This is a genomic window from Actinomyces sp. oral taxon 897, assembly GCF_002999235.1.
Lineage (GTDB): Bacteria > Actinomycetota > Actinomycetes > Actinomycetales > Actinomycetaceae > Actinomyces.
In genome coordinates, this window is record NZ_CP027236.1 from 670167 (window position 1) to 690562 (window position 20396).

Below are 20396 nucleotides of genomic sequence, written 5' to 3' on the forward strand. Positions count from 1 at the left end.
GCCAGGGGCGTCAGCCCTGCCTCGCCGAGCACGCGGCGCACAGGCCGAAGAGCTCGGCGGTGTGCTCCACGTCGGTGAACCCGTTCTTCTGGCTGATCCTGGCGACCCAGGTCTCCAGCGGGGCGGCGGAGACCTCCACGGTGGTGCCGCAGGAGCGGCACACGAGGTGGTGGTGGTGGCTGTGGGCGTCGCAGCGCCGGTAGAGGGTCTCGCCCTCCGCGTTGCGGATCTGGTCCACCTCCCCGCTCCCCGCCAGGGCCGTGAGGTTGCGGTAGACGGTCGCCAGCCCCACCCGCGTGCCCTCGGCGTCGAGCGCGGCGTGGATCTGCTGGGCGGAGCGGAACTCCTCGGTGCGGGACAGGATGTCGGCGACCGCCGCCCGCTGCCTGGTGGCCCGCTGCCTGCGGACGCCGGGCGTGGCCGGTCCGTCCTGCCTGGCTGCCGTGCTCATGTGCTGACCTCCTCACGGCGGCGCCCACGCACCGCCAACCGGACAATGGAGGTCACCATAGCGGTCAGGGCGTAGGCGCCCACCAGGATGACCACGATCATCGCGCCCGGCGAAGCGGACACCACGTAGGTGACCACCAGGCCCAGGACGCAGGAGACCACCCCGATCCCCATGGCCAGGCGCATGGTCAGGGCGAAGGAGCCGGACACGAGCTGGGCGATCGCCACCGGCACGATCATGACGGCGCTGACCAGCAGGGCCCCGACCACCCGCATGGACACCGAGACGGTCAGGGCGGCCACCACCGCGACCAGGACGTTGAGGGCCCCTGTGGGCAGGCCGATGGAGCGGGCGAACTCCTCGTCGTGGCACAGGCAGAACAGCGGGCCGCGCAGCCCCAGGCCGACGAGCAGCACGAGGGCCGCCAGGGCGATGGTGAACCAGGCGTCCGGGACGCTGACCGTGGCGATGGAGCCGAACAGGTAGCTGGTCAGGTTCGTCGTCGTGCCCCCGGCGAGCTTAATGAGGATGACCCCGCCGGCGATGCCCCCGTAGAACAGGATCGCCAGGGCCACGTCGCCGCGGGTGCGGCCCCGGGCGCGGATGACCTCGATGAGGACGGCGCCCGCCACCGAGGTCAGGATCGCCCCGGGCACGGCCCAGGCGTCGTTGGGGGTGACGTTGGCCCCGGCCCCGGCCAGCCACCCCAGGGCCACCCCGGTCAGGGCGATGTGCCCGATCCCGTCGCCCAGCAGCGCCAGCCCCCGCTGGACCAGGTAGGTGCCCACCACCGGGGCGGACAGGCCCACGAGCACGGCCACAATGAGCGCCCGCTGCATGAGGGGGCTGGAGAGCATGTCGTAGAGCGTGTCCGTCATGGGCGGTCCCTCCAGGTGTCGTGGTCCAGGAGCCGGGGGGCGTGGTGGACCACGGGGGCGGTGCTCCCGTGGACGTGCTCGTGCTCGCACCCCAGGGCGGGGTCGTGCCCGACGGGGTCGGCCGGGTCGTACTGCGTGGGGGCCAGGTCCGCCGCGGGCCGGTCGGCCACCAGGCGCCCCTCGGCCAGGACGACGGCGCGGTGGACCACCGGGGCGAGCTCACCCATCTCGTGGAGCACGGTCACCAGGGTCAGGCCCGAGGCGCTCAGGGCGGTGAGGATGCCTGCCAGCCCCTGGCGGCTCTCCCGGTCGATGCCGGCCAGGGGCTCGTCCAGCAGCAGCAGCTCGGGGCGGCGCACCAGGGCGCGGGCGATGAGGACCCGCTGGGCCTGCCCGCCGGAGAGGACCTGGACGTGGTCGTGGGCGCGGTGGGCCAGGCCCACGGCCTCCAGCGCCTCCTCGGCCCGCGCCCGGGCCCGCCGCCCCCGGTCCGCCCAGGGCCGGCGCGGCCCCAGCAGTCCCGAGCGCACCACCTCCAGGGCGGTGGCGGGCACCCCCGCGGCGGCCCCCACCCGCTGGGGCACGTAGCCCACCCGGTCCCAGGGCACGCGGGAGCGCTGGCGGACGTCGGCGCCGAACAGGCGCACGCTGCCGCCGGCCACCGGGTTCAGGCCCAGCAGGGTCCTGACCAGGGTCGACTTGCCCGAGCCGTTGGCCCCCAGCAGGGCCACCGACTCCCCGGCGCCCACGGTCAGGTCGATGCCGGACAGGATGAGGCTGGTGCCCAGGACCACGCTGAGGTCCTGCACCCTGACGGGCGGGTCGGGGGGCCTGCCGGGGGCGCGGGGCGCCCGGGCCTGGGCCGGCTCGGTGGGGGAGGGTGCCATAGACCGTGTCCTGTGGGTGGTGGGGACGGCGCGGCGCCGTCGGCGGGCGGGGGGCTACTTGCAGGCCAGGGCGGTACGCAGCTCGGAGAGGTTGTTCTTCATCTCCGAGGCGTAGTCACCGGAGTCCGGGGCGGACTCCAGGGGGTTGAGCACCTTGGTGGTGGTGCCGGTCTCGCTGGCCAGGGCCTGGGCGGTCTTGGGCGAGACGAGCTCCTCGGTGAAGATCGTGGTGGTGCCCGTGGACTGGACCACCTGCTTGATCGCGGCGAGGTCGGCGGGGCTGGGCTCGGACTCGGGGTCGATGCCGGAGATGGGGGCCTGGGTGAGGTGGTAGCGGTCGGCCAGGTAGCCGAAGGCGGCGTGGGAGGTGATGAAGGTCGTCCGCTCGCACTGGGACAGGCCCTGGGTGTAGGAGGTGTCCACGTCGGTCAGGGTGGCGGTCAGGGCCTTGAGGTTGGCCTCGTAGTCGCCGGCGTGCTGCGGGTCGGCCGCGGCCAGGGCCTTCTCCACGGCGTCGGCCGCCTTCTGCATCCGGGACGGGTCGAGCCAGAAGTGGGGGTCCAGGGCGCTGGCGTCGTGGTCGTGGTCGGCCTCGGTGGCCGAGGCGTCGTCGTGGTGCTCCTCCTCGACGCCGTCGTGGTGGCGCAGGTCCACCACCCCGGAGAGGTCCGTGACCGAGGGGCCGGAGACCTGGCTGACGGCGTCGTCCATGGAGGCCTGGAAGCCCGCGACGTAGAGGACCACCTTGGCGGAGGACAGGGACGTGACGTCCTTGGGGGAGAGCTCGAAGTCGTGGGGCTCGACGTTGGCGGGGGTCACGGAGGTGACCGAGACGTGCTCCCCGCCGATCGCCTCGGCGAGGTAGGCGATGGGGTAGAAGGACACCGAGACCGCCAGCTTGCCCTGGGAGGCCGTTGAGGAGGGGTCGGCGGAGGCCCCCGAGGTGGAGGGGGAGTCGGAGGACAGCGCCGAGCAGGCGGTCAGGGCGGCGGTCAGGGTCAGGGCGGCGCCGACGGCGGTCAGGCGCCTCAGGTTGAGGGTCCGCATGGGAATGATTCTCACTTAAGGGTGGGGTGCCGTCAAACGGGGTCGGGGTGAGCCCGGGCACCCGGCGTACACTGACCGCACTCGTTCCCACCAACCAGGTGCGGACAACGACCCAGGAGATCACCGGTGGCACAGACACCCTCCACGCTCGAGCGCGTCATCAACCTGGCCAAGCGCCGCGGCTTCGTCTTCCCCTGCGGGGAGATCTACGGCGGCACCCGGGCCGCCTGGGACTACGGGCCGCTCGGGGTCGAGCTCAAGGAGAACATCAAGCGCCAGTGGTGGCAGTACATGGTCCGCTCCCGCGACGACGTCGTGGGCCTGGACTCCTCGGTCATCCTGCCCCGGGAGGTGTGGGTGGCCTCCGGGCACGTGAGCGCCTTCACCGACCCGCTCGTGGAGTCCCTCCACACCCACCGGCGCTACCGGGCCGACGAGCTCATCGAGGCCTACGCCGAGCGCAAGGGCCTGGACCCCGAGACCGTCCAGCTCGCCGACGTGCCCGACCCGGTCACCGGCCAGGCCGGCTCCTGGACCGAGCCGCGGGCCTTCTCCGGGCTGCTCAAGACCTTCCTGGGCCCGGTCGACGACGAGGCCGGCCTGCACTACCTGCGTCCCGAGACCGCCCAGGGCATCTTCGTCAACTTCGCCAACGTCATGAGCGCCGCCCGCAAGAGGCCGCCCTTCGGCATCGGCCAGGTGGGCAAGTCCTTCCGCAACGAGATCACCCCGGGCAACTTCATCTTCCGCACCCGGGAGTTCGAGCAGATGGAGCTGGAGTTCTTCTGCGAGCCGGGCACCGACGAGCAGTGGCACCAGTACTGGATCGACTACCGCAGGGCCTGGTACACCGGCCTGGGCATTAGCGAGGACAACCTGCGCCTCTACGAGCACCCCGCCGAGAAGCTCTCCCACTACTCCAAGCGCACCGTGGACCTGGAGTACCGCTTCGGCTTCGCCGGCAGCCAGTGGGGTGAGCTGGAGGGCATCGCCAACCGCACCGACTTCGACCTGTCCACCCACGCCAGGCACTCCGGCAAGGACCTGTCCTACTTCGACCAGACGCGGAACGAGCGCTGGACCCCCTACGTCATCGAGCCCAGCGCGGGGCTGACCCGCTCCCTCATGGCCTTCCTGGTGGAGGCCTACACCGAGGACGAGGCCCCTAACACCAAGGGCGGGGTGGACAGGCGGGTGCTGCTGCGGCTCGACCCGCGTCTGGCCCCGGTCAAGGCCGCCGTGCTGCCGCTGAGCCGTAAGGAGGAGCTCACCGCCCCGGCCCGGGAGCTGGCCGCGCGCCTGCGCCGGATCTGGAACGTGGAGTACGACGACGCCGGGGCGGTGGGCCGCCGCTACCGCCGCCAGGACGAGATCGGCACCCCCTTCTGCGTCACCTACGACTTCGACTCGCCCGGCGACGGCGCGGTCACCGTGCGCGAGCGCGACACCATGGTCCAGGAGCGCGTCCCGCTCGAGGGCGTGGAGCGCTACCTCGCCGAGCGCCTCGTGGGCGCCTGAGGCGGGGGCGGGGTAATGGGCCACGGACACGGCCACTCCCACGCGTCGGGGCCGCTGGTCCTGCCCGACCACGAGGCCCGGCGGGTCCGGTTCGTCCTGGCGGCGGTCATCGTGCCCCTGGTCCTGGCCGCCGTCGTCGGCATGGTGGTGCTCTGGCCCCGGGGGGAGGGCAGCCCGATCGGCTCGCGGCCCTTCGCCGCCCCGGGGGCGAGCCTGGAGACCGCCACGGTCACCTCCCTGGACGTGGGCGACTGCCGCCAGGCTGCCGCCTCCCTGGGCGGCAGCGCGGACGCCTCCCTGCTGGCCGACGCGCTGTGCGCCAGGATCACCTCCGGGGCGGGCAAGGATCTGGTCCTGCCCGTCCACGTGCCCACCGAGTCCCGCCGGGTCGCTGACGTGGGCGACCGCCTGCAGGTCATGTACACGCCCTCGGCCCTGGCCGGGGGGACCCCCTACGTGTTCGTGGACTACCAGCACCAGCTGCCGGTGGCGGCCCTGGGGGTCGTCTACCTGGTCCTGGTGGTGGCGGTGGCGGGCCGCCGCGGGGCGCTCAGCGTCGTCGGGCTGCTGCTGGCCACGGCGGTCCTGGTGCTCTTCATGATCCCGGCCCTGCTCTCCGGCCGCTCCCCCCTGGCGGTGACCCTGGTGGGCTCCACCACCATGATGCTGGTGGCCGTCTACGTGGCCCACGGGATATCGGTGCGTACCACCACGGCGCTGCTGGGCACCTTCGCCGGGGTGGTCATCACGGTCGGGCTGTCCCTGTGGGGGACCGGGGCAGCCAACCTGACCGGGGCCAGCGACGAGACCTCCGTGACGCTCATGAGCCTGGTGCCGGGCCTGAGCCTGACCTCCCTGCTGACCTGCGGCATGGTCATAGCCGGCCTGGGCGTCCTCAACGACGTGACCATCACCCAGGCCTCGGCCGTGTGGGAGCTGCACGCCGCCAACCCGGGGCTGTCCCGGGCGCGGCTGTTCACCGGCGGTATGAGGATCGGGCGGGACCACATCGCCTCGACGGTGTACACCCTGGCCTTCGCCTACGCGGGCACCGCCCTGCCCCTGATCCTGACGGCCTCCCTGATCGACCGGGCCGTGGTGGACACGGTCCTGAGCGGGGAGATCGCCGAGGAGGTGGTGCGTACCCTGGTGTCCTCCATCGGCCTGGTCCTGGCCATCCCGGTCACCACGGCCATTGCCGCGGCCCTGTGCCCCACCACGGCGGCCCCCGCACCGGCCCCCGTGCCGGATCCCGGGCCGCGGGAGGTGCGGCGTGGACGCCACAGCGCCTGAGCGCGCCCCCGTGCCGGCCCCGGCGCCCGGCCCCTTCCCTCCGCTGCGCATCGGGCCGCTCACCGTCACCGTCCCCGTGGGGCTCGCCCCCATGGCCGGGGTCACCAACGCCTCCTTCCGGCGCCTGTGCCGCGAGCAGGGGGAGTCGGCCCTGCCCGCCTCGCTGCGCCCGGGCGCCCCCGGCCCCCTGAGGGCGCCTGACGGGTCCCTGACGGCCCCGGCCGGCCTGTACGTCACCGAGATGGTCACCACCCGGGCGCTGGTGGAGCGCAACGAGAGGACCCTGGCCATGGTCCGCCCTGACCCCGCCGAGCGGGTCCGCTCCGTCCAGCTCTACGGCGTGGACCCGGTGGTGGCGGGGCAGGCGGTGAGGATCCTGGTGGAGGAGGACCTGGCGGACCACATTGACCTCAACTTCGGCTGCCCTGTGTCCAAGGTCACCCGTAGGGGCGGGGGCGCGGCCCTGCCCTGGAAGCGCGACCTGCTGGCCGCGATCCTGCGTGAGACGGTCCGTGCCGCCGAGGCGGCCTCGCGCGCCGCCCACCGCGACGCCGTCCCGGTGACCATGAAGATGCGCATTGGCATCGACCCCGAGCACGAGACCTTCCTGGAGGCGGGGCGCACCGCCCAGGACGCCGGTATCGCCGCCGTCACCCTGCACGCCCGCACCGCCCAGGAGCACTACTCCGGGCACGCCCACTGGGAGCGGGTCGCCGCCCTCAAGGAGGCCGTGGACATCCCGGTCCTGGGCAACGGGGACGTCTGGACGGGGGACGACGCGGCGGCCATGATGCGCTCCACGGGGGCAGACGGGGTGGTCGTGGGGCGCGGCTGCCAGGGGCGCCCCTGGCTCCTCGCCGACATCGTCCACGCCCTGACCGGCTCGGGGGAGCGCGCCCGCCCCGACCTGGACGCCGTCCTGGACACGCTCCGGCAGCACGCCCGCCTCCTGGCCGCGGAGCTGGGGGAGGACCGGGGGGTACGCGACCTGCGCAAGCACGTGGGCTGGTACCTCAGGGGCTACCCGGTGGGCGGGGCCGGGCGCGCCGCCCTGGCCCGGGTGGGCTCCCTGGCCGGCCTGGAGGCCGCCCTGGAGCAGGTGCGCTCGGGCCTGCCCCGGGTCGTGCCCTACCCGGGCCAGGCCGTCGAGGGGCCGCGGGGCCGGGCCGGGGCGCCCCGACGACCCCACCTGCCCGACGGCTGGCTGGACTCACCCTACCTGTCCCCGGACCAGCGGGCCCTGCTACACTGTCCACTGGCGTGAACGCGGCAGGCAATACCTGTCCCCGGACCAGCGGGCCCTGCTGGGGCAGGCCGAGTCCGACGCCTCCGGCGGCTGAGAGAACGATAAGGAGCGGACAGTGCTTGCCCACGACCTCCTGGTACTGGATCTCCTGAGGATCCCGGCCCCGCCCACGGGGGAGGCGGATCTTCGCCCGCTGCTGGGGGAGGACCCGGACCAGCTGGCCCGGATCTACCTGGAGGGCTACCCTCCCGGCGTGGCGGCCGCGGACCTGGCCCAGGCCCGTGCCGAGATGGCCCTGACCCTTACCGGTGGGTACGGCGTCCTGCGGCCGGACGCCAGCCTGGTGGCGTACGACGGCGGGGCGGCCGTCGGGGCCGTCTTCACCGTCGAGCGCTCGATCTGGGACGCGGACCTCCCCGGCCCCTTCATTATCGACCTCGTCGTGGTCCCCGGCGCCCGGGGGCGAGGCACCGGGCGGGCGCTGCTGGGCGGCGCCGTGCGCGCCTGCGCCCGTGCCGGGGAGAAGACCCTCTCCCTGCGCACCGGCGAGGGGACCTCCGCGGCCGCCGCGCACCTGTACCGGGAGCTCGGCTTCCGGCCGCCGTCCTGACGTGCCGGGGCGTGCCGCTGGCGGTCAACGCGATGGGGGGCACCTCGCCGTCCTGACGTTGAGTGCCACCCCCTGGGGGGCGGGCGGGGCCACACGTGTCGTACAGTGTGGGGCGTGACCCCGCAGACCCCAGGTGCCGCCCACACGCTCGTGCTCGTCCGCCACTCCAAGGCCTCCCACGACGCCCCCACGGACCTGGAGAGGCCCCTGACGCCCCGGGGGGTCGACCTGGCCGACGCCCTGGCCCGCAAGGTCAGCTCCCGCGTCCCCGAGGTCCAGACCCTCCTGGTCTCCCCGGCGGCCCGCACCCGTCAGACGGCCCTGCCCCTGGCCGACTACTACCCGCAGGCCGCCTTCGTGGTCGAGCCCGCCATCTACCACGCGGGGATCGAGCGTATCCTCGCCCTCATCCGGGCCCTGGACGAGACCACCCGGGCCGGTGTCGTGGTCGGGCACGAGCCCACCATCAGCGCCCTGGCCTACGCCCTCCACGACGCCGACGACGACGAGCTGGCCCGCCAGGTCTCCTTCGGCCTGCCCACGGCCACCGCCTGCGTCCTGGAGGTCCCGGTGCCCTGGGCGGTCCTGGGGGCCCGCAGCGCCCACCTGTACGACGTCCTCAGCGCGCGCCGATAAGCTCCAGCACCGCCGCCAGGTCACGTACCCTCACGGCGGCCCGGGCGGCCCGGTCCACTACCGGCTTGGCGCAGAAGGCCACGCCGAGCCCCGCCGCGCGGAGCATGTCCAGGTCGTTGGCGCCGTCGCCTACGGCCAGGGTGCGCTCCAGGGGCACACGGTGCCGGGCGGCCCAGGCGCGCAGGCACCGCTCCTTGACGCCCCGGTCCACGACGCGGCCCAGGACCCTCCCGGTCAGGACGCCGTCGGCGACCTGCAGGCGGTTGGCCGCCACGTGGTCAATACCCAGGCGCCGGGCCAGGGGGCCCACCACCTCCTCAAAGCCGCCCGAGACCACCCCCACCGCGCAGCCCGTGGCGTGCAGGGTGCCAATGAGCTCCTGGGCGCCGGGGGTCAGGCGGACCTCGGCGAGCACCTCGGCGAAGACGCCCTCGCCCACGCCTTCGAGCGTGGCCACGCGCTCACGCAGGGAGGCGGCGAAGTCCAGCTCACCGCGCATGGCCCGCCTCGTGACCTCGGCGACCTGCGCCCGGGTGCCGGCGCGCTCGGCAATGAGCTCAATGACCTCCTGCTCAATGAGGGTGGAGTCCACGTCCATGACCAGCAGGCCGGGCCCCTCCTCCACCAGGGGGCCGCTGCTCAGCGCGCCACGAAGTCGCTCCATGGCCCCAGGCTAGCCCGGCCGGCCACCGCCCCGCAGCCGGCCCGGCCCGGCTGCGAGAACAGAGTCCGGCCGGCCACCGGTGGGTGGCCGGCCGGACGGGTGCCGGGGGGCCTCAGCGCGAGACCACCTGCCCCTTGGCCACCACGGTGATACCGGAGTCGGTCACGGTGAAGCCGCGCTCACGGTCGTGCTCGGGGTCGATCCCCACCATGGCGCCCTCCTCCACGCGGACGTACTTGTCCAGGATGGTGCGGTTGACCACCGTGTTACGGCCCACGTTCACCCCGTCCATGAGGACGGACTCGCGCACCGAGGACCAGGAGTTCACGCGCACGCCCGGGGACAGGACCGAGGAGATGACCTCGCCGCCGGAGACAATGACACCGGGGGAGACGATCGAGTCCACCGCGTGGCCCAGGCGCTCGTGGTGGCCGTAGACGAACTTGGCCGGGGGCACGGAGTTCTGGCTCCCGGCGAAGACCGGCCACTGCTCGTTGTACAGGTTGAACACGGGGGTGACGCTAATGAGGTCCTGGTGGGCCTCGTAGAAGGCGTCCACGGTACCCACGTCACGCCAGTAGTCGCGGTCGCGCTCAGAGGCGCCGGGGACGTCGTTGTCCTTGAAGTCGTAGACGCCCGCGCCGCCCTGGGACACGAACCACGGCACGATGTTGCCGCCCATGTCGTGCTTGGAGTCCTCCTCGGCCGCGTCCTTGGTCACGGCCTCCATGAGGGCGTCGGCGCTAATAATGTAGTTGCCCATGGAGGCCAGGACCTCGTCGGGGGAGTCCGGCAGGCCGGGGGTCTCCTTGGGCTTCTCCACGAAGGCCTTGATGACGCCGCGGCGCTCGGGGTCGGACTCGATGACGCCGAACTGGTCCGCCAGCGAGCGCGGCTGGCGGATGCCCGCCACGGTGCACGGCAGCCCGGAGGCGACGTGGTGCTCCAGCATCTGGGAGAAGTCCATGCGGTAGATGTTGTCCGCACCGGTGATGACCACGTAGTCCGGGCGCTCGTCGTCGAGCAGGTTGAGGGACTGGTAGATGGCGTCGGCCGACCCGAGGAACCAGTGCTTGCCCACACGCTGCTGGGCGGGGACCGGGGCGACGTAGTTGCCGAGCATGGAGGACAGGCGCCAGGTCTTGGCGATGTGCCGGTCCAGGGAGTGGGACTTGTACTGGGTGAGCACCACGACCTTCAGGAAGCCGGAGTTGATCATGTTGGACAGTGAGAAGTCGATGAGCCGGTAGATCCCGCCGAAGGGGACGGCCGGCTTGGCGCGGTCGACGGTCAGGGGCATGAGGCGCTTGCCTTCACCGCCGGCGAGGATGATTGCGAGGACTCGAGGAGAAGCCATGGGCCAACCATACGGTGACCCCAGACACGTCCGCGACCAATCCGGAAAATTTGGGTCGGGCGCGTCGCGCCACAGGCTCCCCTCCACGCCCCTCAGGACCTGTGATCTAGGACCTATGGCCGGGCGACGGCGCCCCCGGGGCCCCCAGGGCCCGCCTTGGGGCGACACGGGCCCCCTCCACGCCCCAACATGTGACGCGCACCCTGTTTTACCGGGTACCGTCGGCCGTGGTGGCCACGAGCGCCACCGTCCGACCCCACCCCGAGCCCACAGAGGAGACGTGACTATGAGGGTTGACCTGCTCACCAAGGAGTACCCGCCGTACATCTACGGAGGAGCCGGCGTCCACGTCAACGAGCTGGCCAAGGTCCTGCGACCCCTCGCCGACGTCCGCGTCCACGCCTTCGGCGGCCCCCGCGAGGACGCCGAGCCAGGCGTCACCGGCTACCCCGAGATCGCCGAGCTCGAGGGCGCGAACGCGGCCCTGAAGACCTTCGGCGTGGACCTGGAGATGGCACAGGGCTGCCAGGGGGCGGACATCGTCCACTCCCACACCTGGTACGCCAACCTCGCCGGCCACCTGGCCTCCCTGCTCCACGGGGCCCCGCACGTGCTGTCCGCCCACTCCCTGGAGCCGCTGCGCCCCTGGAAGGCCGAGCAGCTCGGCGGCGGCTACGCCCTGTCCTCCTGGGCGGAGAAGACCGCCTACGAGGCCGCCGCCGGCATTATCGCGGTGTCCAACGGCATGCGCGCCGACATCCTGCGCTCCTACCCGGCCGTGGACCCCGAGCGGGTCAAGGTCGTCCACAACGGCATCGACCTGGACGCCTGGCAGCGCCCCGAGGGCGAGGAGGCCGCCGCCCAGGCCGCCGCCACCCTCAAGCGCCTGGGCATCGACCCCGACCGCCCCACGGTCGTCTTCGTGGGACGCATCACCCGCCAGAAGGGCCTGCCCTACCTCCTGCGCGCCTGCGAGCTCCTGCCCGCCGAGGTCCAGGTGGTCCTGTGCGCCGGCGCCCCGGACACCGCCGAGATCAAGGCCGAGGTCGAGGGCCTGGTGGCACGCCTGCGCGAGAAGCGCACCGGCGTGGTCTGGGTCGAGGAGATGCTGCCCCGCCCCCAGCTCATCGCCGTCCTGACCGCCTCCGACGTCTTCGTGTGCCCCAGCGTCTACGAGCCCCTGGGCATCGTCAACCTGGAGGCCATGGCCGTGGGCCTGCCCGTGGTGGGCAGCGCCACCGGCGGCATCCCCGACGTCATCGTGGACGGCACCACCGGCCTGCTGGTGCCCATCGAGCAGGTCCAGGACGGCACCGGCACCCCGCTCCACCCCGAGATCTTCGTGTCCGACCTGGCCGAGCGCCTCACCAGCCTGGCCACGGACCCCGAGCGGGCCCGCCAGATGGGGGCCGCCTCCCGCAAGCGCGTCGAGGAGCACTTCTCCTGGCAGTCCATCGCCGTCAAGACGATGGCGGTCTACAACTGGGTGCTCCAGAACGGCTGACCGACCCGGGGCGGGGCGCCTTGTGCACCCCGCCCCGGCAGGCCGCCCCGGCCCCTAGGCCCACCACTCGGTCGCCGCGCAGACGCCCCTGCGCGCCACAGCCAGCAGAGGACGCAGGACGGCGGACCGGCGGGCGGCCTGGGCGGCGCTCGCGGCCGCGCCGTCGTCCTCCAGCGCCCGCTCGCACAGGCCCGCCAGCCGCAGGGAGCGCTCCAGCAGGTCACGACGACGTGACGGCATCGGCGGCAGCAGACGCGGGTCCACCACCGCGGTGACCAGGTCGGTGAGCTCGTCGGCCAGCTCAGGACGCTCCCTGGCCAGATCCAGGCCGGTCAGGGCCGCAATGGCCTCCTCGGTGGCCAGGTGGACCTCCCGGCGCAGCTGGGTGGCGTCCAGCGGCGGGACCACCGCCTCCAGGACGTCGGCCCGCCAGGCCTCACCGTCCCCCTGCGGGATTAGGACCACGGCGGTCCCGGCCGGGTCGGCGGCACCCTCCAGGAGCACCGCCTGACCCCGGTCACCAGCCGGCACGCCGCCGGGGAGCCCGTCCCCGGGCACCGGCAGGAGCGCGGCACAGCGCCGCAGGGGACGGACGGCGTCCAGCCAGGCCCCCAGGGGGACGAGCGCCCCGGTCCTCTGGTCACGGACCAGGTGGGGGCCCGGACCCGCGACGACCGCGCCCCAGGAGGAGGGCAGGGGCGCCCACAGGGCCAGGAGGACACTGACCGGCGCACTGAGAGACGACATGGGACCAGAGCCTACGACGCCAGGCACACCCGGAGCCGGCAGTTAGGACCTCTGTCACGGGTACGCGCTAAGGTTAGGCCCATGACCAGTGTGCTTCGCCTCACCGACGTCTCCCTGCACCGGGGCGACACCCAGATCCTCTCCCACGTCAGCTGGGTGGTGGACGAGGGCCAGCACTGGGTGGTCCTGGGCCCCAACGGGGCGGGCAAGACCACCGTCTCACGCATTGCCGCAGCCCGCCTCTTCCCCTCCAGCGGGACCGTGGAGGTCCTGGGGGAGAGGCTGGGGCGCGTGGACGTCAGCGAGCTCCGCCCCCGCATCGGCCTGACCTCCTCCGCCCTGGCCCAGCACGTCCAGGACCGGGAGAGCGTGCTGGGCGTGGTCCTGTCCGCCTCCTACGGGCGGATCGGGGTGTGGCGCGAGGAGTACGACGCCCTCGACGTGGAACGGGCCCGGGCCCTGCTGGAGGCCCTGGGCGCCGACGGCCTAGCAGGACGCGCCTGGGGGAGCCTGTCCTCCGGGGAGCGCAAGCGGGTGGAGATCGCCCGCGCCCTCATGCCCGACCCCGAGCTCCTCATCCTGGACGAGCCCGCCTCAGGACTGGACGTGGCCGGACGCGAACAGCTCCTGGCCGCCCTGGCCGAGATCGTGCAGGCCCCCGGGGCCCCCGCCATGGTGCTGGTCACCCACCACCTGGAGGAGATCCCCCAGGGCTTCACCCACGCCCTGGCCCTGAGAGCAGGATCAGTGGTACGAGCCGCCCCCCTGACCCAGGTCCTGACCAGCCAGGTCATGAGCACCACCTTCGGCCTGGAGCTAGAGGTCAGCCACGACCGCGGACGCTACACCGCCCGCGGCGCCCTACCCGGCCCCACCAGGGGCGAGCACACGGCCTGAAGGGCCCCTACCCTCACCTCAAAGCAAGGAGACAACTATGATCTGGCTCTGGTGGCTGGCGGCAGCGATCGCCCTGGGCGCCATCGAGACACTCGTCGCGGACCTGACCTTCCTCATGCTCTCCGGAGGCGCCCTGGGAGCCGTGCTCGTGGCGCTCCTAGGGGCGCCCCTGCCCCTCCAGGCACTCGTCTTCGTCATTGTCTCAGCACTCCTGCTCCTGGTGGTACGCCCCTGGGTCAGGGGCCGCCTGGCCGCCACCTCCCCAGGAGTACGCACCAACGCGGAGGCCCTCATCGGGCTCGAGGCAGTGACCCTGACCGAGGTCACGACCTCAGGTGGCCGCGTCCGCCTGGCCGGCGGGGACTGGAGCGCCCGCCTGGCCACCACCGGCCCGGCCGGCGCCCCCACCCCCCTGCCCGAGGGGACGGCCGTAAGAGTCACCGCTATCGACGGGGCCGTAGCCGTCGTCGTACCCCTACCCCGCCCCTGAGAACCCCACCGGCCCTCCCCAGCCGGGGCGGGAACCAGCCCTCAAAAGTCCTTCAACAGAAAGGTGACCGCTGTGTCTGACAGCTCAGTCCAGACGATGACGATCGTCGTCGCAGCCCTCCTCGTCATCTTCGGCATTACCCTGATCGCCAAGGCCGTGAGAATCGTGCCGCAGTCCTACGCGATCATCGTCGAGCGCCTGGGCAAGTTCCAGGCCGAGTACGGCGCCGGGATGCACTTCCTGGTACCCTTCATCGACCGCGTACGCACCACGGTCGACCTGCGCGAACAGGTCGTCTCCTTCCCCCCGCAGCCGGTGATCACCTCCGACAACCTCGTGGTGAGCATTGACTCGGTCATCTACTACCAGGTCACCGACCCCAGGCGGGCCACCTACGAGATCGCCAACTACCTCCAGGCCATCGAGCAGCTGACCGTCACCACCCTGCGTAACGTCATCGGCTCCATGGACCTGGAACAGACCCTGACCAGCCGCGACCAGATCAACGGCCAGCTGCGCGGGGTCCTGGACCAGGCCACCGGCCGCTGGGGCATCCGGGTGAGCAACGTCGAGCTGAAGTCCATCGACCCCCCGGCCTCCATCCAGGGCGCCATGGAACAGCAGATGCGCGCCGAGCGCGACAAGCGCGCCGCGGTACTGACCGCCGAGGGCGTTAAGCAGTCCCAGATCCTCACGGCCGAGGGCGACAAGCAGTCCGCCATCCTGCGCGCCGAGGGCCAGGCCCAGTCCGCCATCCTCAAGGCCCAGGGCGAGTCCCGCGCCATCCTCCAGGTCTTCGACGCCATCCACCGCGGCAACGCCGACCCCAAGCTGCTGGCATACCAGTACCTCCAGACCCTGCCCAAGATCGCCAACGGCTCCTCGTCCAAGATGTGGATCGTGCCCACGGAGTTCACCGCGGCCCTGGACGGCATCGCCGGCGCCCTGGGCGGGGGAGACAAGGACGACGGCCCCTCCGGCCCCGGCGACACCCCGGTGAGGGTGGACCTCTCAGGCATGGACACCGACCTGGGCATCGCCGGCGACCTGGCCGCCACCAACCTCCAGGCACCCGAGGACGCCCTGGCCGAGGCCCGCGGCGAGGTGGCCAGCGCCACCCACACCGCCGACCCGTCCACCCCCTCGCGCTCGCGGCACTCCGCCCCTGGCTCGCGTCCGGCGTCCGGCACCCCCAGGACGTACCCGCCCGCACCCGGCACCCCGGGGATGGTGGGCTACTGACCACCGCGAGAACGGTACTTGTTCGTCGTGAGAACGGTACTTGTTCGTCGTGAGAACGGTACTTGTTCGTCGTGAGAACGGTACTTGTTCGTCGTGAGAACGGTACTTATTTCCCGTGGCCTGGGCTGCTGAGCTCCGCGCCGGGCCCGCGCCCACGGACGTAGGGGCCGCGGTGGGGTGGTGGCAACGTCCCCACCACCCCACCGCTTCTCGTCGGTCTCCCTCTTTCCGGGTAGGGAACCGCCAGCGGGCGAGGGCCTCAAGGCCAGCCCCGCGCCCCCGTCCCGCCGGACGGCGCGGTGCGTACAGTGGCCGCATGATCATCACCCTGGACCGGGCGGACGACGAGCGGCTCACGGACTACACGCGCCTGACCGACGTGGCCCTGCGCCGTCGGCTGGAGACGCGGCGGGGCCTGTACATGGCCGAGTCCACCAAGGTGGTCGCCCGAGCCGTGGCCGCCGGGCACGTCCCGCGCTCCTTCCTCATGAGCGGGCGCCACTACGAGCAGATGCGCCCGGTCGTCGCCGCCGCGGCGGGCACGGGCGGGCGGGAGGACGGCGGGGATGTGCCGGTGTTCCTGGCGCCGGAGGAGGTGCTGGAGTCCGTCACCGGCTTCCACCTGCACCGTGGCGCCCTGGCCGCCATGAACCGCCCCGCCCTGCCCGGCCTCGACGAGCTCCTGGCCACCGCGCGCTCGGGCGCCCCGGCGCGCCGCGTCGCCGTCCTGGAGGACCTGGTCGACCACACCAACGTGGGGGCCGCCTTCCGCAGCGCCGCGGCCCTGGGCGTTGACGCCGTCCTGGTCACCCCGCGCTGCGCCGACCCCCTCTACCGGCGCAGCGTACGGGTCTCCATGGGCACGGTCTTCCAGGTGCCCTGGACGCGGACCGGGCGCTGGCCCGACCTGGACGGGCTGCACGCGGCGGGTATGACCGTGGCCGCCCTGGCCCTGAGCCGGGAGTCGGTGGACCTGGAGGAGTTCGCGGCCTCGGAGGCCTGCACGGCCCCGGACTCGCGGGTGGCCCTCGTGCTGGGAACCGAGGGGGACGGCCTGAGCACGCGGACCCTGGCCGCCGCCGACGTCGTCGTGCGCATCCCCATGGCCGGGGCGGTGGACTCCCTCAACGTGGCCGCGGCGGCGGCCGTCGCCTTCTGGGCCCTGCGCACCTGACCCACCGCGACACCGTGACACCGCGAGAACGGTACTTATTGCCCGCGAAAACGGTACTTGTTCGCCGTGAGAACGGGTGTGTCGCACCTGAGACAGAGGTACAGCCTCAAAAAGAGGCTAAGATGATGTACCATACAGTATGGACCGAGTAGCACAACCACTGCGTCGTACTGATATCTATGAGACAGAGCTCGCCGTGCCGGGTAGGTCCGAGCTCGTACGGCTGCGCCGAGGTACCTACCAGCGCACTGACATCACCCGGCAGCACTGGGAGATCGCCCAGGAGCGCCACGCGCTGCTTCTCGGGGCCGTGAGCGACGAGGGGCTCGACGGCGTCGTCGGATGGGAGAGCGCGGTCCTCCTCCACGGAGGACGGACGCTGACGGTTCCGGGCAAGGTGGATCTCATCCGCTCGCACCACTCCTCGGGCCTCAGGCGTCCGCCGACCCGCCGCGACCCCGAGCGGCCCTCCGCCCGGTCCCTGGGGCCCTCCGGCCACCGGCGGGTGCTGGGGCAGCGTCCCATTGTCCGCCACTGCTACACGTTGGGGGAGCACGAGGTCGTCACGATCGAGGGGCTGAGGGTCACGAGCCTTGAGCGCACCCTGGAGGACTGCGCGCGGTTCCTCCCCGCCGACCGTGCCCTGGCGGCCGCGGACTCGCTCGTCGCGGTGGCCGCTGGCGCGGGGCGCTGTCCCTGGGACCGACGCCCCGAGGTCGAGGCAAGGGCCGCGGACCTGCGGCGTCAGGTTGAGAAGGCGCTCGCGCGACGGCGGGGCGAGCGCGGGGTCCGGCAGGCTCGCGCCGTCGTGGCGGCCATGACGCCCCTGAGCCAGTCCGTGTGGGAGAGCGAGCTGCGCCGTCTGTGCCTGGCCTACGGCATCGTGGCGCCGGAGCCGCAGATGCCGGTTCGGACGCGTGCAGGGGAGTTCTACGCCGACCTGGGCTGGTGGGACGCGCGCCTCGTGGTGGAGGTGGACGGTGCGGTGAAGTACCAGGACGACGCCGAGCGGACCCTGCGGGCCCAGCAGTGGCGTGAGCGCGCCATCAGCGACGCGGGCTTCCTCGTCATCCGCTTTACCCCCGAGGCGGTCTGCGACGGCTCCTGGGTGGTCGACCGCCTGCGTGGCGAGCTGCCCCGGACAATGACTGAGGGCGCGCCGGTCGTCGCGCTGCGTACGGCTGCTGAGCGTCGTCGTGCGGGCTGACGGAGCCGGGCGTCAGGGAGCTGCGGCGGAACCCGTTCTCACGGCGAACAAGTACCGTTCTCGCGACGAATAAGTACCGTTCTCACGAGCAACAAGTACCGTTCTCGCGGCAAACAAGTACCGTTCTCACGGGACGGGGGCGGGGACCGTGGTGGTCCCCGCCCCCGGGGGCGGTGCGGTAGGGGTCAGGCCGTCACGCGATCTGGGGTCAGGCCGTCACGCGCAGCAGCGGGGCGCCGGAGGCGACGCTGCCGGGTGCCACGAGCTCCACGGAGGAGAACTTGGCGGTGTTGGTGACGATCACCGGGGTCACCAGGGAGTACCCGGCGGCCTCCACCACGGAGCGGTCCACCCGCACCAGGACGTCGCCGGCACGCACCCGGTCGCCCTTGGCGACCTTCACGTCAAAGCCCTTGCCCTCGAGGTTGACGGTGTCCAGGCCCACGTGGATGAGGATCTCCACGCCGCTGTCCAGGGACAAGCCGTAGGCGTGGCCGGAGCCCATGGCGACCACGACGGTGCCGTCAGCCGGGGCGGTCACCACGACGTCGCCCGAGGGGTCCACGCCCGCGCCGCCGCCCATGGCCCCGGAGGCGAAGACCGGGTCGGGGACGGCGTCCAGGGCCATGGCGGACCCGGTCAGGGGGGAGGCGATCTCGGTGACGGTCCCGGGGACCAGGGCGGGGGCGGTTGCCTGGGCGCCACCCTGCTCCAGGGCGAGGTCGGCGGCGGTCTCCTCGGCGGAGGCCTCCGCGACGCCCGCCGCGGCCAGGGCCTCGGCCCTCTCCTCCTTGGTGCGGTAGTTGAAGAAGAGGATGAGGGTGAAGGAGGTGGCGAAGGCCGCCACGACCGCGACCGCGTAGAGGAACATGGGGTTGAACACCGGGATGGTCAGCAGCGAGGTGAAGACGAAGGTGCCGGTCTTGACACCGCCGCCAATGCCCTCAATAAGGCCTCCCACGAAGCAGCCCACCAGCATAAAGGGGTAGATGCGCTTGAAGCGCAGGTGGATACCGTACAGGCTGGGCTCGGAGATACCGCCCAGGAGGCCTGCGAAGAGGGCGCCGGTGGCGGTCTGGCGCATCTCCTTGTCCCTGTCCCGGACGGACCACACCAGGACGGCGGCGGTGGCGCCGAAGCAGGCGAAGTTCCACGCCCCCATGGGGCCCTGAATAAAGTCGGTCTTGCCCGTGGCCTCGGAGGCGATATTGGCGAGCATGAGGGCGTTGAGCGGCCAGTGCAGGCCCAGGGGCACCAGGAAGGGGTAGACCATGGGGATGACAATGGCGAAGACGATCGGGGCGTGGGCGTTGAGCCAGAAGAGTCCCGTGCCCAGGCCGGTGCCGACCCAGATCCCGATGGGGCCGATAATGAAGGCCGTCACGGGCATCATAATGCAGAAGGAGAGGAAGGGCACGAAGACCATCTGGACGTTGTCCGGGACGATCTTGACCAGGAGCTTGTAGACCCCCGCCAGTACCACGACCATGAGCAGCGGCACAAAGACCTGGCCGCCGTACTCATTGAGCTGCATGGGCAGGCCCATAATGTGCGCGGTGCACAGGTCCTTGTTCAGGGTCTCATTGTGGATGCAGGTGGTACTCGGGTGGTTCGTGAGCTCGAGGAACTCCGGGGTGAGGAGAGCCGTCATAATGGAGGCCCCCACCCAGGGGTCGATCTTGAGCTTATTGGAGGCGTTGTAGGCCACCATGAGCGGCAGGAAGTAGAAGACGCTGCGGAACATGGCGTCCACGAAGAGCAGCGTGGCCGGCTTGTCCGCGGCCTCGGCGTGGGTGTCGATGAGCTCGAAGGCCTCGCAGATGGCCTCGCCGGCGATAATGAGGGAGGCTCCCAGCAGCACCGGCAGGAGCGGGCGGAAGGAGTCCGAGAGGTACTCGAAGAAGGCGTCCACCCAGGCGTTCTTGCCCCGGGCCTTGGCGCGGGCGGCGGCCTTGACGTCGGCGTCAGAGGGGTGGGCGGCGTTCTTCATCTCGGGCAGGTTGCTGATCTGCTCGTAGACACTGGCGACGGCACCGCCGATGACGATCTGGTAGCGGTCACCGGCCTGGGGCACCGCGCCCAGGACGCCGGGGATCGCCTCGACAGTGGCTTTGTCGACGACGGAGGCGTCGCGGAGCTCGAAGCGTAGGCGCGTGGCGCAGTGGGTCAGGTGCGTGATGTTCTCTGCGCCACCGACGGCCGCGAGGATCGCCTCGGGTGTCGATGTGGTTGTTGCCATGTGTGGCCTTTCCGTGGGCCGCCGGCCCTTTAGGGGCCAAGCGGTGTTGGGCGGGGGTGCGGGGTACTGCTCCCGGGGACGGCGTCTGCCTGAGACGACACGGTGTGCCAGGCGCGACGCGGTCGCCGGGGCGGAGGACCTCCCTGCGAGTCTAGTCACATGTTCCCCGTCTGGCAGAAAAATCTACGGGTCGATCGCCAAGAAGTTCACGGAGCCCGTGTGTCAAACGAGGGTCACAGGGGATCCGCGCCCTGGTGCGGCCCCACTCGTGCGCACAGGCTGTGGGTAACCCGGGCGAGAACCTACCGC

Annotated in this window: 19 protein-coding genes; 11 read left to right on the forward strand and 8 right to left on the reverse strand. The window is 72.1% G+C overall.

All coding sequences use genetic code 11. From position 1 onward, the window contains the following. Positions 1 to 10 precede the first annotated feature (10 nt). From C3V41_RS02720 to C3V41_RS02735, 4 genes are read right to left on the reverse strand one after another with little or no spacing between them, the layout of a single operon-like run. Positions 11 to 451, reverse strand: a complete 441-nt coding sequence (locus C3V41_RS02720; RefSeq protein WP_106109001.1) for a Fur family transcriptional regulator — start codon at positions 449 to 451, stop codon at positions 11 to 13. Next, on the reverse strand, positions 448 to 1329 hold the full coding sequence (locus tag C3V41_RS02725; protein WP_106109002.1) for a metal ABC transporter permease: 882 nt from the start codon (positions 1327 to 1329) through the stop codon (positions 448 to 450). The genes C3V41_RS02720 and C3V41_RS02725 overlap by 4 nt, the downstream gene beginning before the upstream one ends. After that, positions 1326 to 2216, reverse strand: coding sequence for a metal ABC transporter ATP-binding protein (locus C3V41_RS02730; RefSeq protein ID WP_106109003.1), 891 nt, complete (start codon positions 2214 to 2216; stop codon positions 1326 to 1328). The genes C3V41_RS02725 and C3V41_RS02730 overlap by 4 nt, the downstream gene beginning before the upstream one ends. A gap of 54 nt (positions 2217 to 2270) precedes the next feature. Next, complete coding sequence (locus tag C3V41_RS02735) at positions 2271 to 3263, reverse strand: metal ABC transporter substrate-binding protein (RefSeq protein WP_106109004.1); 993 nt, start codon at positions 3261 to 3263, stop codon at positions 2271 to 2273. 126 nt (positions 3264 to 3389) lie between these two features. Here C3V41_RS02735 and C3V41_RS02740 point away from each other — a divergent pair, with 126 nt between their 5' ends. The 5 genes from C3V41_RS02740 (at position 3390) to C3V41_RS02760 (ending at position 8566) form a co-directional block, all read left to right on the forward strand. Then, positions 3390 to 4781 (forward strand): glycine--tRNA ligase, encoded by a 1392-nt coding sequence (locus tag C3V41_RS02740; protein WP_106109005.1) that lies wholly within the window; start codon positions 3390 to 3392, stop codon positions 4779 to 4781. 15 nt (positions 4782 to 4796) lie between these two features. Further along, entirely contained in the window at positions 4797 to 6074 is a 1278-nt protein-coding gene (locus tag C3V41_RS02745) for a YibE/F family protein (protein ID WP_106109006.1), read from the forward strand. A 91-nt stretch (positions 6075 to 6165) separates the two neighbouring features. Continuing rightward, positions 6166 to 7338: a tRNA dihydrouridine synthase DusB gene (gene dusB, locus C3V41_RS02750; RefSeq protein WP_106110614.1), complete on the forward strand. Its 1173-nt coding sequence runs from the start codon at positions 6166 to 6168 to the stop codon at positions 7336 to 7338. Positions 7339 to 7435: 97 nt separating this feature from the next. Continuing rightward, positions 7436 to 7930, forward strand: coding sequence for a GNAT family N-acetyltransferase (locus tag C3V41_RS13355; protein WP_200511035.1), 495 nt, complete (start codon positions 7436 to 7438; stop codon positions 7928 to 7930). 114 nt (positions 7931 to 8044) lie between these two features. Then, the gene (locus C3V41_RS02760) at positions 8045 to 8566 is read left to right on the forward strand and encodes a SixA phosphatase family protein (protein WP_106109007.1); all 522 of its coding nucleotides are present in this window, start codon (positions 8045 to 8047) and stop codon (positions 8564 to 8566) included. Here C3V41_RS02760 and serB read toward each other — a convergent pair. Together serB and glgC are read right to left on the reverse strand one after the other, a co-directional pair. Further along, entirely contained in the window at positions 8550 to 9230 is a 681-nt protein-coding gene (gene serB, locus C3V41_RS02765; protein WP_106109008.1) for a phosphoserine phosphatase SerB, read from the reverse strand. The two genes, C3V41_RS02760 and serB, sit on opposite strands and share 17 nt — an antisense overlap. Before the next feature lie 112 nt (positions 9231 to 9342). Then, the gene (gene glgC, locus C3V41_RS02770) at positions 9343 to 10587 is read right to left on the reverse strand and encodes a glucose-1-phosphate adenylyltransferase (protein ID WP_106109009.1); all 1245 of its coding nucleotides are present in this window, start codon (positions 10585 to 10587) and stop codon (positions 9343 to 9345) included. Positions 10588 to 10873: 286 nt separating this feature from the next. On the opposite strand from glgC, the gene glgA reads away from it, so the two are divergent. After that, a complete protein-coding gene (gene glgA, locus C3V41_RS02775) occupies positions 10874 to 12091 on the forward strand; it encodes a glycogen synthase (RefSeq protein ID WP_106109010.1) in 1218 nt (405 codons plus the stop codon). Between the two features lie 54 nt (positions 12092 to 12145). On the opposite strand, the gene C3V41_RS02780 is transcribed toward glgA, so the two are convergent. Beyond that, a complete protein-coding gene (locus tag C3V41_RS02780) occupies positions 12146 to 12838 on the reverse strand; it encodes a hypothetical protein (protein WP_106109011.1) in 693 nt (230 codons plus the stop codon). A gap of 81 nt (positions 12839 to 12919) precedes the next feature. Between C3V41_RS02780 and C3V41_RS02785 the strand changes: the two genes are divergently transcribed. The 5 genes from C3V41_RS02785 (at position 12920) to C3V41_RS02805 (ending at position 17848) form a co-directional block, all read left to right on the forward strand. Next, entirely contained in the window at positions 12920 to 13735 is an 816-nt protein-coding gene (locus C3V41_RS02785) for an ABC transporter ATP-binding protein (RefSeq protein WP_106109012.1), read from the forward strand. Positions 13736 to 13772: 37 nt separating this feature from the next. Next, positions 13773 to 14225: an NfeD family protein gene (locus tag C3V41_RS02790; protein WP_106109013.1), complete on the forward strand. Its 453-nt coding sequence runs from the start codon at positions 13773 to 13775 to the stop codon at positions 14223 to 14225. Between the two features lie 96 nt (positions 14226 to 14321). Then, entirely contained in the window at positions 14322 to 15467 is a 1146-nt protein-coding gene (locus tag C3V41_RS02795) for an SPFH domain-containing protein (protein ID WP_106110616.1), read from the forward strand. Between the two features lie 316 nt (positions 15468 to 15783). Then, entirely contained in the window at positions 15784 to 16641 is an 858-nt protein-coding gene (locus C3V41_RS02800) for a TrmH family RNA methyltransferase (RefSeq protein ID WP_106109014.1), read from the forward strand. Between the two features lie 139 nt (positions 16642 to 16780). Next, positions 16781 to 17848, forward strand: coding sequence for a DUF559 domain-containing protein (locus C3V41_RS02805; RefSeq protein ID WP_129591461.1), 1068 nt, complete (start codon positions 16781 to 16783; stop codon positions 17846 to 17848). A gap of 208 nt (positions 17849 to 18056) precedes the next feature. Here the strand turns inward: C3V41_RS02805 and C3V41_RS02810 are convergent, their stop codons facing one another. Next, the gene (locus C3V41_RS02810; protein ID WP_106109016.1) at positions 18057 to 20087 is read right to left on the reverse strand and encodes a glucose PTS transporter subunit IIA; all 2031 of its coding nucleotides are present in this window, start codon (positions 20085 to 20087) and stop codon (positions 18057 to 18059) included. Positions 20088 to 20396: the final 309 nt, after the last annotated feature.

Coding starts and splice junctions, on each gene's coding strand:
- C3V41_RS02745 (WP_106109006.1), top strand. CDS start 4,797: ATGGGCCACGGACACGGCCACTCCCACGCGTCGGGGCCGCTGGTCCTG.
- C3V41_RS02790 (WP_106109013.1), top strand. CDS start 13,773: ATGATCTGGCTCTGGTGGCTGGCGGCAGCGATCGCCCTGGGCGCCATC.
- C3V41_RS02780 (WP_106109011.1), bottom strand. CDS start 12,838: ATGTCGTCTCTCAGTGCGCCGGTCAGTGTCCTCCTGGCCCTGTGGGCG.
- serB (WP_106109008.1), bottom strand. CDS start 9,230: ATGGAGCGACTTCGTGGCGCGCTGAGCAGCGGCCCCCTGGTGGAGGAG.
- glgA (WP_106109010.1), top strand. CDS start 10,874: ATGAGGGTTGACCTGCTCACCAAGGAGTACCCGCCGTACATCTACGGA.
- C3V41_RS02735 (WP_106109004.1), bottom strand. CDS start 3,263: ATGCGGACCCTCAACCTGAGGCGCCTGACCGCCGTCGGCGCCGCCCTG.
- C3V41_RS02720 (WP_106109001.1), bottom strand. CDS start 451: ATGAGCACGGCAGCCAGGCAGGACGGACCGGCCACGCCCGGCGTCCGC.
- C3V41_RS02800 (WP_106109014.1), top strand. CDS start 15,784: ATGATCATCACCCTGGACCGGGCGGACGACGAGCGGCTCACGGACTAC.
- C3V41_RS02785 (WP_106109012.1), top strand. CDS start 12,920: ATGACCAGTGTGCTTCGCCTCACCGACGTCTCCCTGCACCGGGGCGAC.
- C3V41_RS02805 (WP_129591461.1), top strand. CDS start 16,781: ATGGACCGAGTAGCACAACCACTGCGTCGTACTGATATCTATGAGACA.
- C3V41_RS02795 (WP_106110616.1), top strand. CDS start 14,322: ATGACGATCGTCGTCGCAGCCCTCCTCGTCATCTTCGGCATTACCCTG.
- glgC (WP_106109009.1), bottom strand. CDS start 10,587: ATGGCTTCTCCTCGAGTCCTCGCAATCATCCTCGCCGGCGGTGAAGGC.
- C3V41_RS02810 (WP_106109016.1), bottom strand. CDS start 20,087: ATGGCAACAACCACATCGACACCCGAGGCGATCCTCGCGGCCGTCGGT.
- dusB (WP_106110614.1), top strand. CDS start 6,166: ATGGCCGGGGTCACCAACGCCTCCTTCCGGCGCCTGTGCCGCGAGCAG.
- C3V41_RS02725 (WP_106109002.1), bottom strand. CDS start 1,329: ATGACGGACACGCTCTACGACATGCTCTCCAGCCCCCTCATGCAGCGG.
- C3V41_RS02730 (WP_106109003.1), bottom strand. CDS start 2,216: ATGGCACCCTCCCCCACCGAGCCGGCCCAGGCCCGGGCGCCCCGCGCC.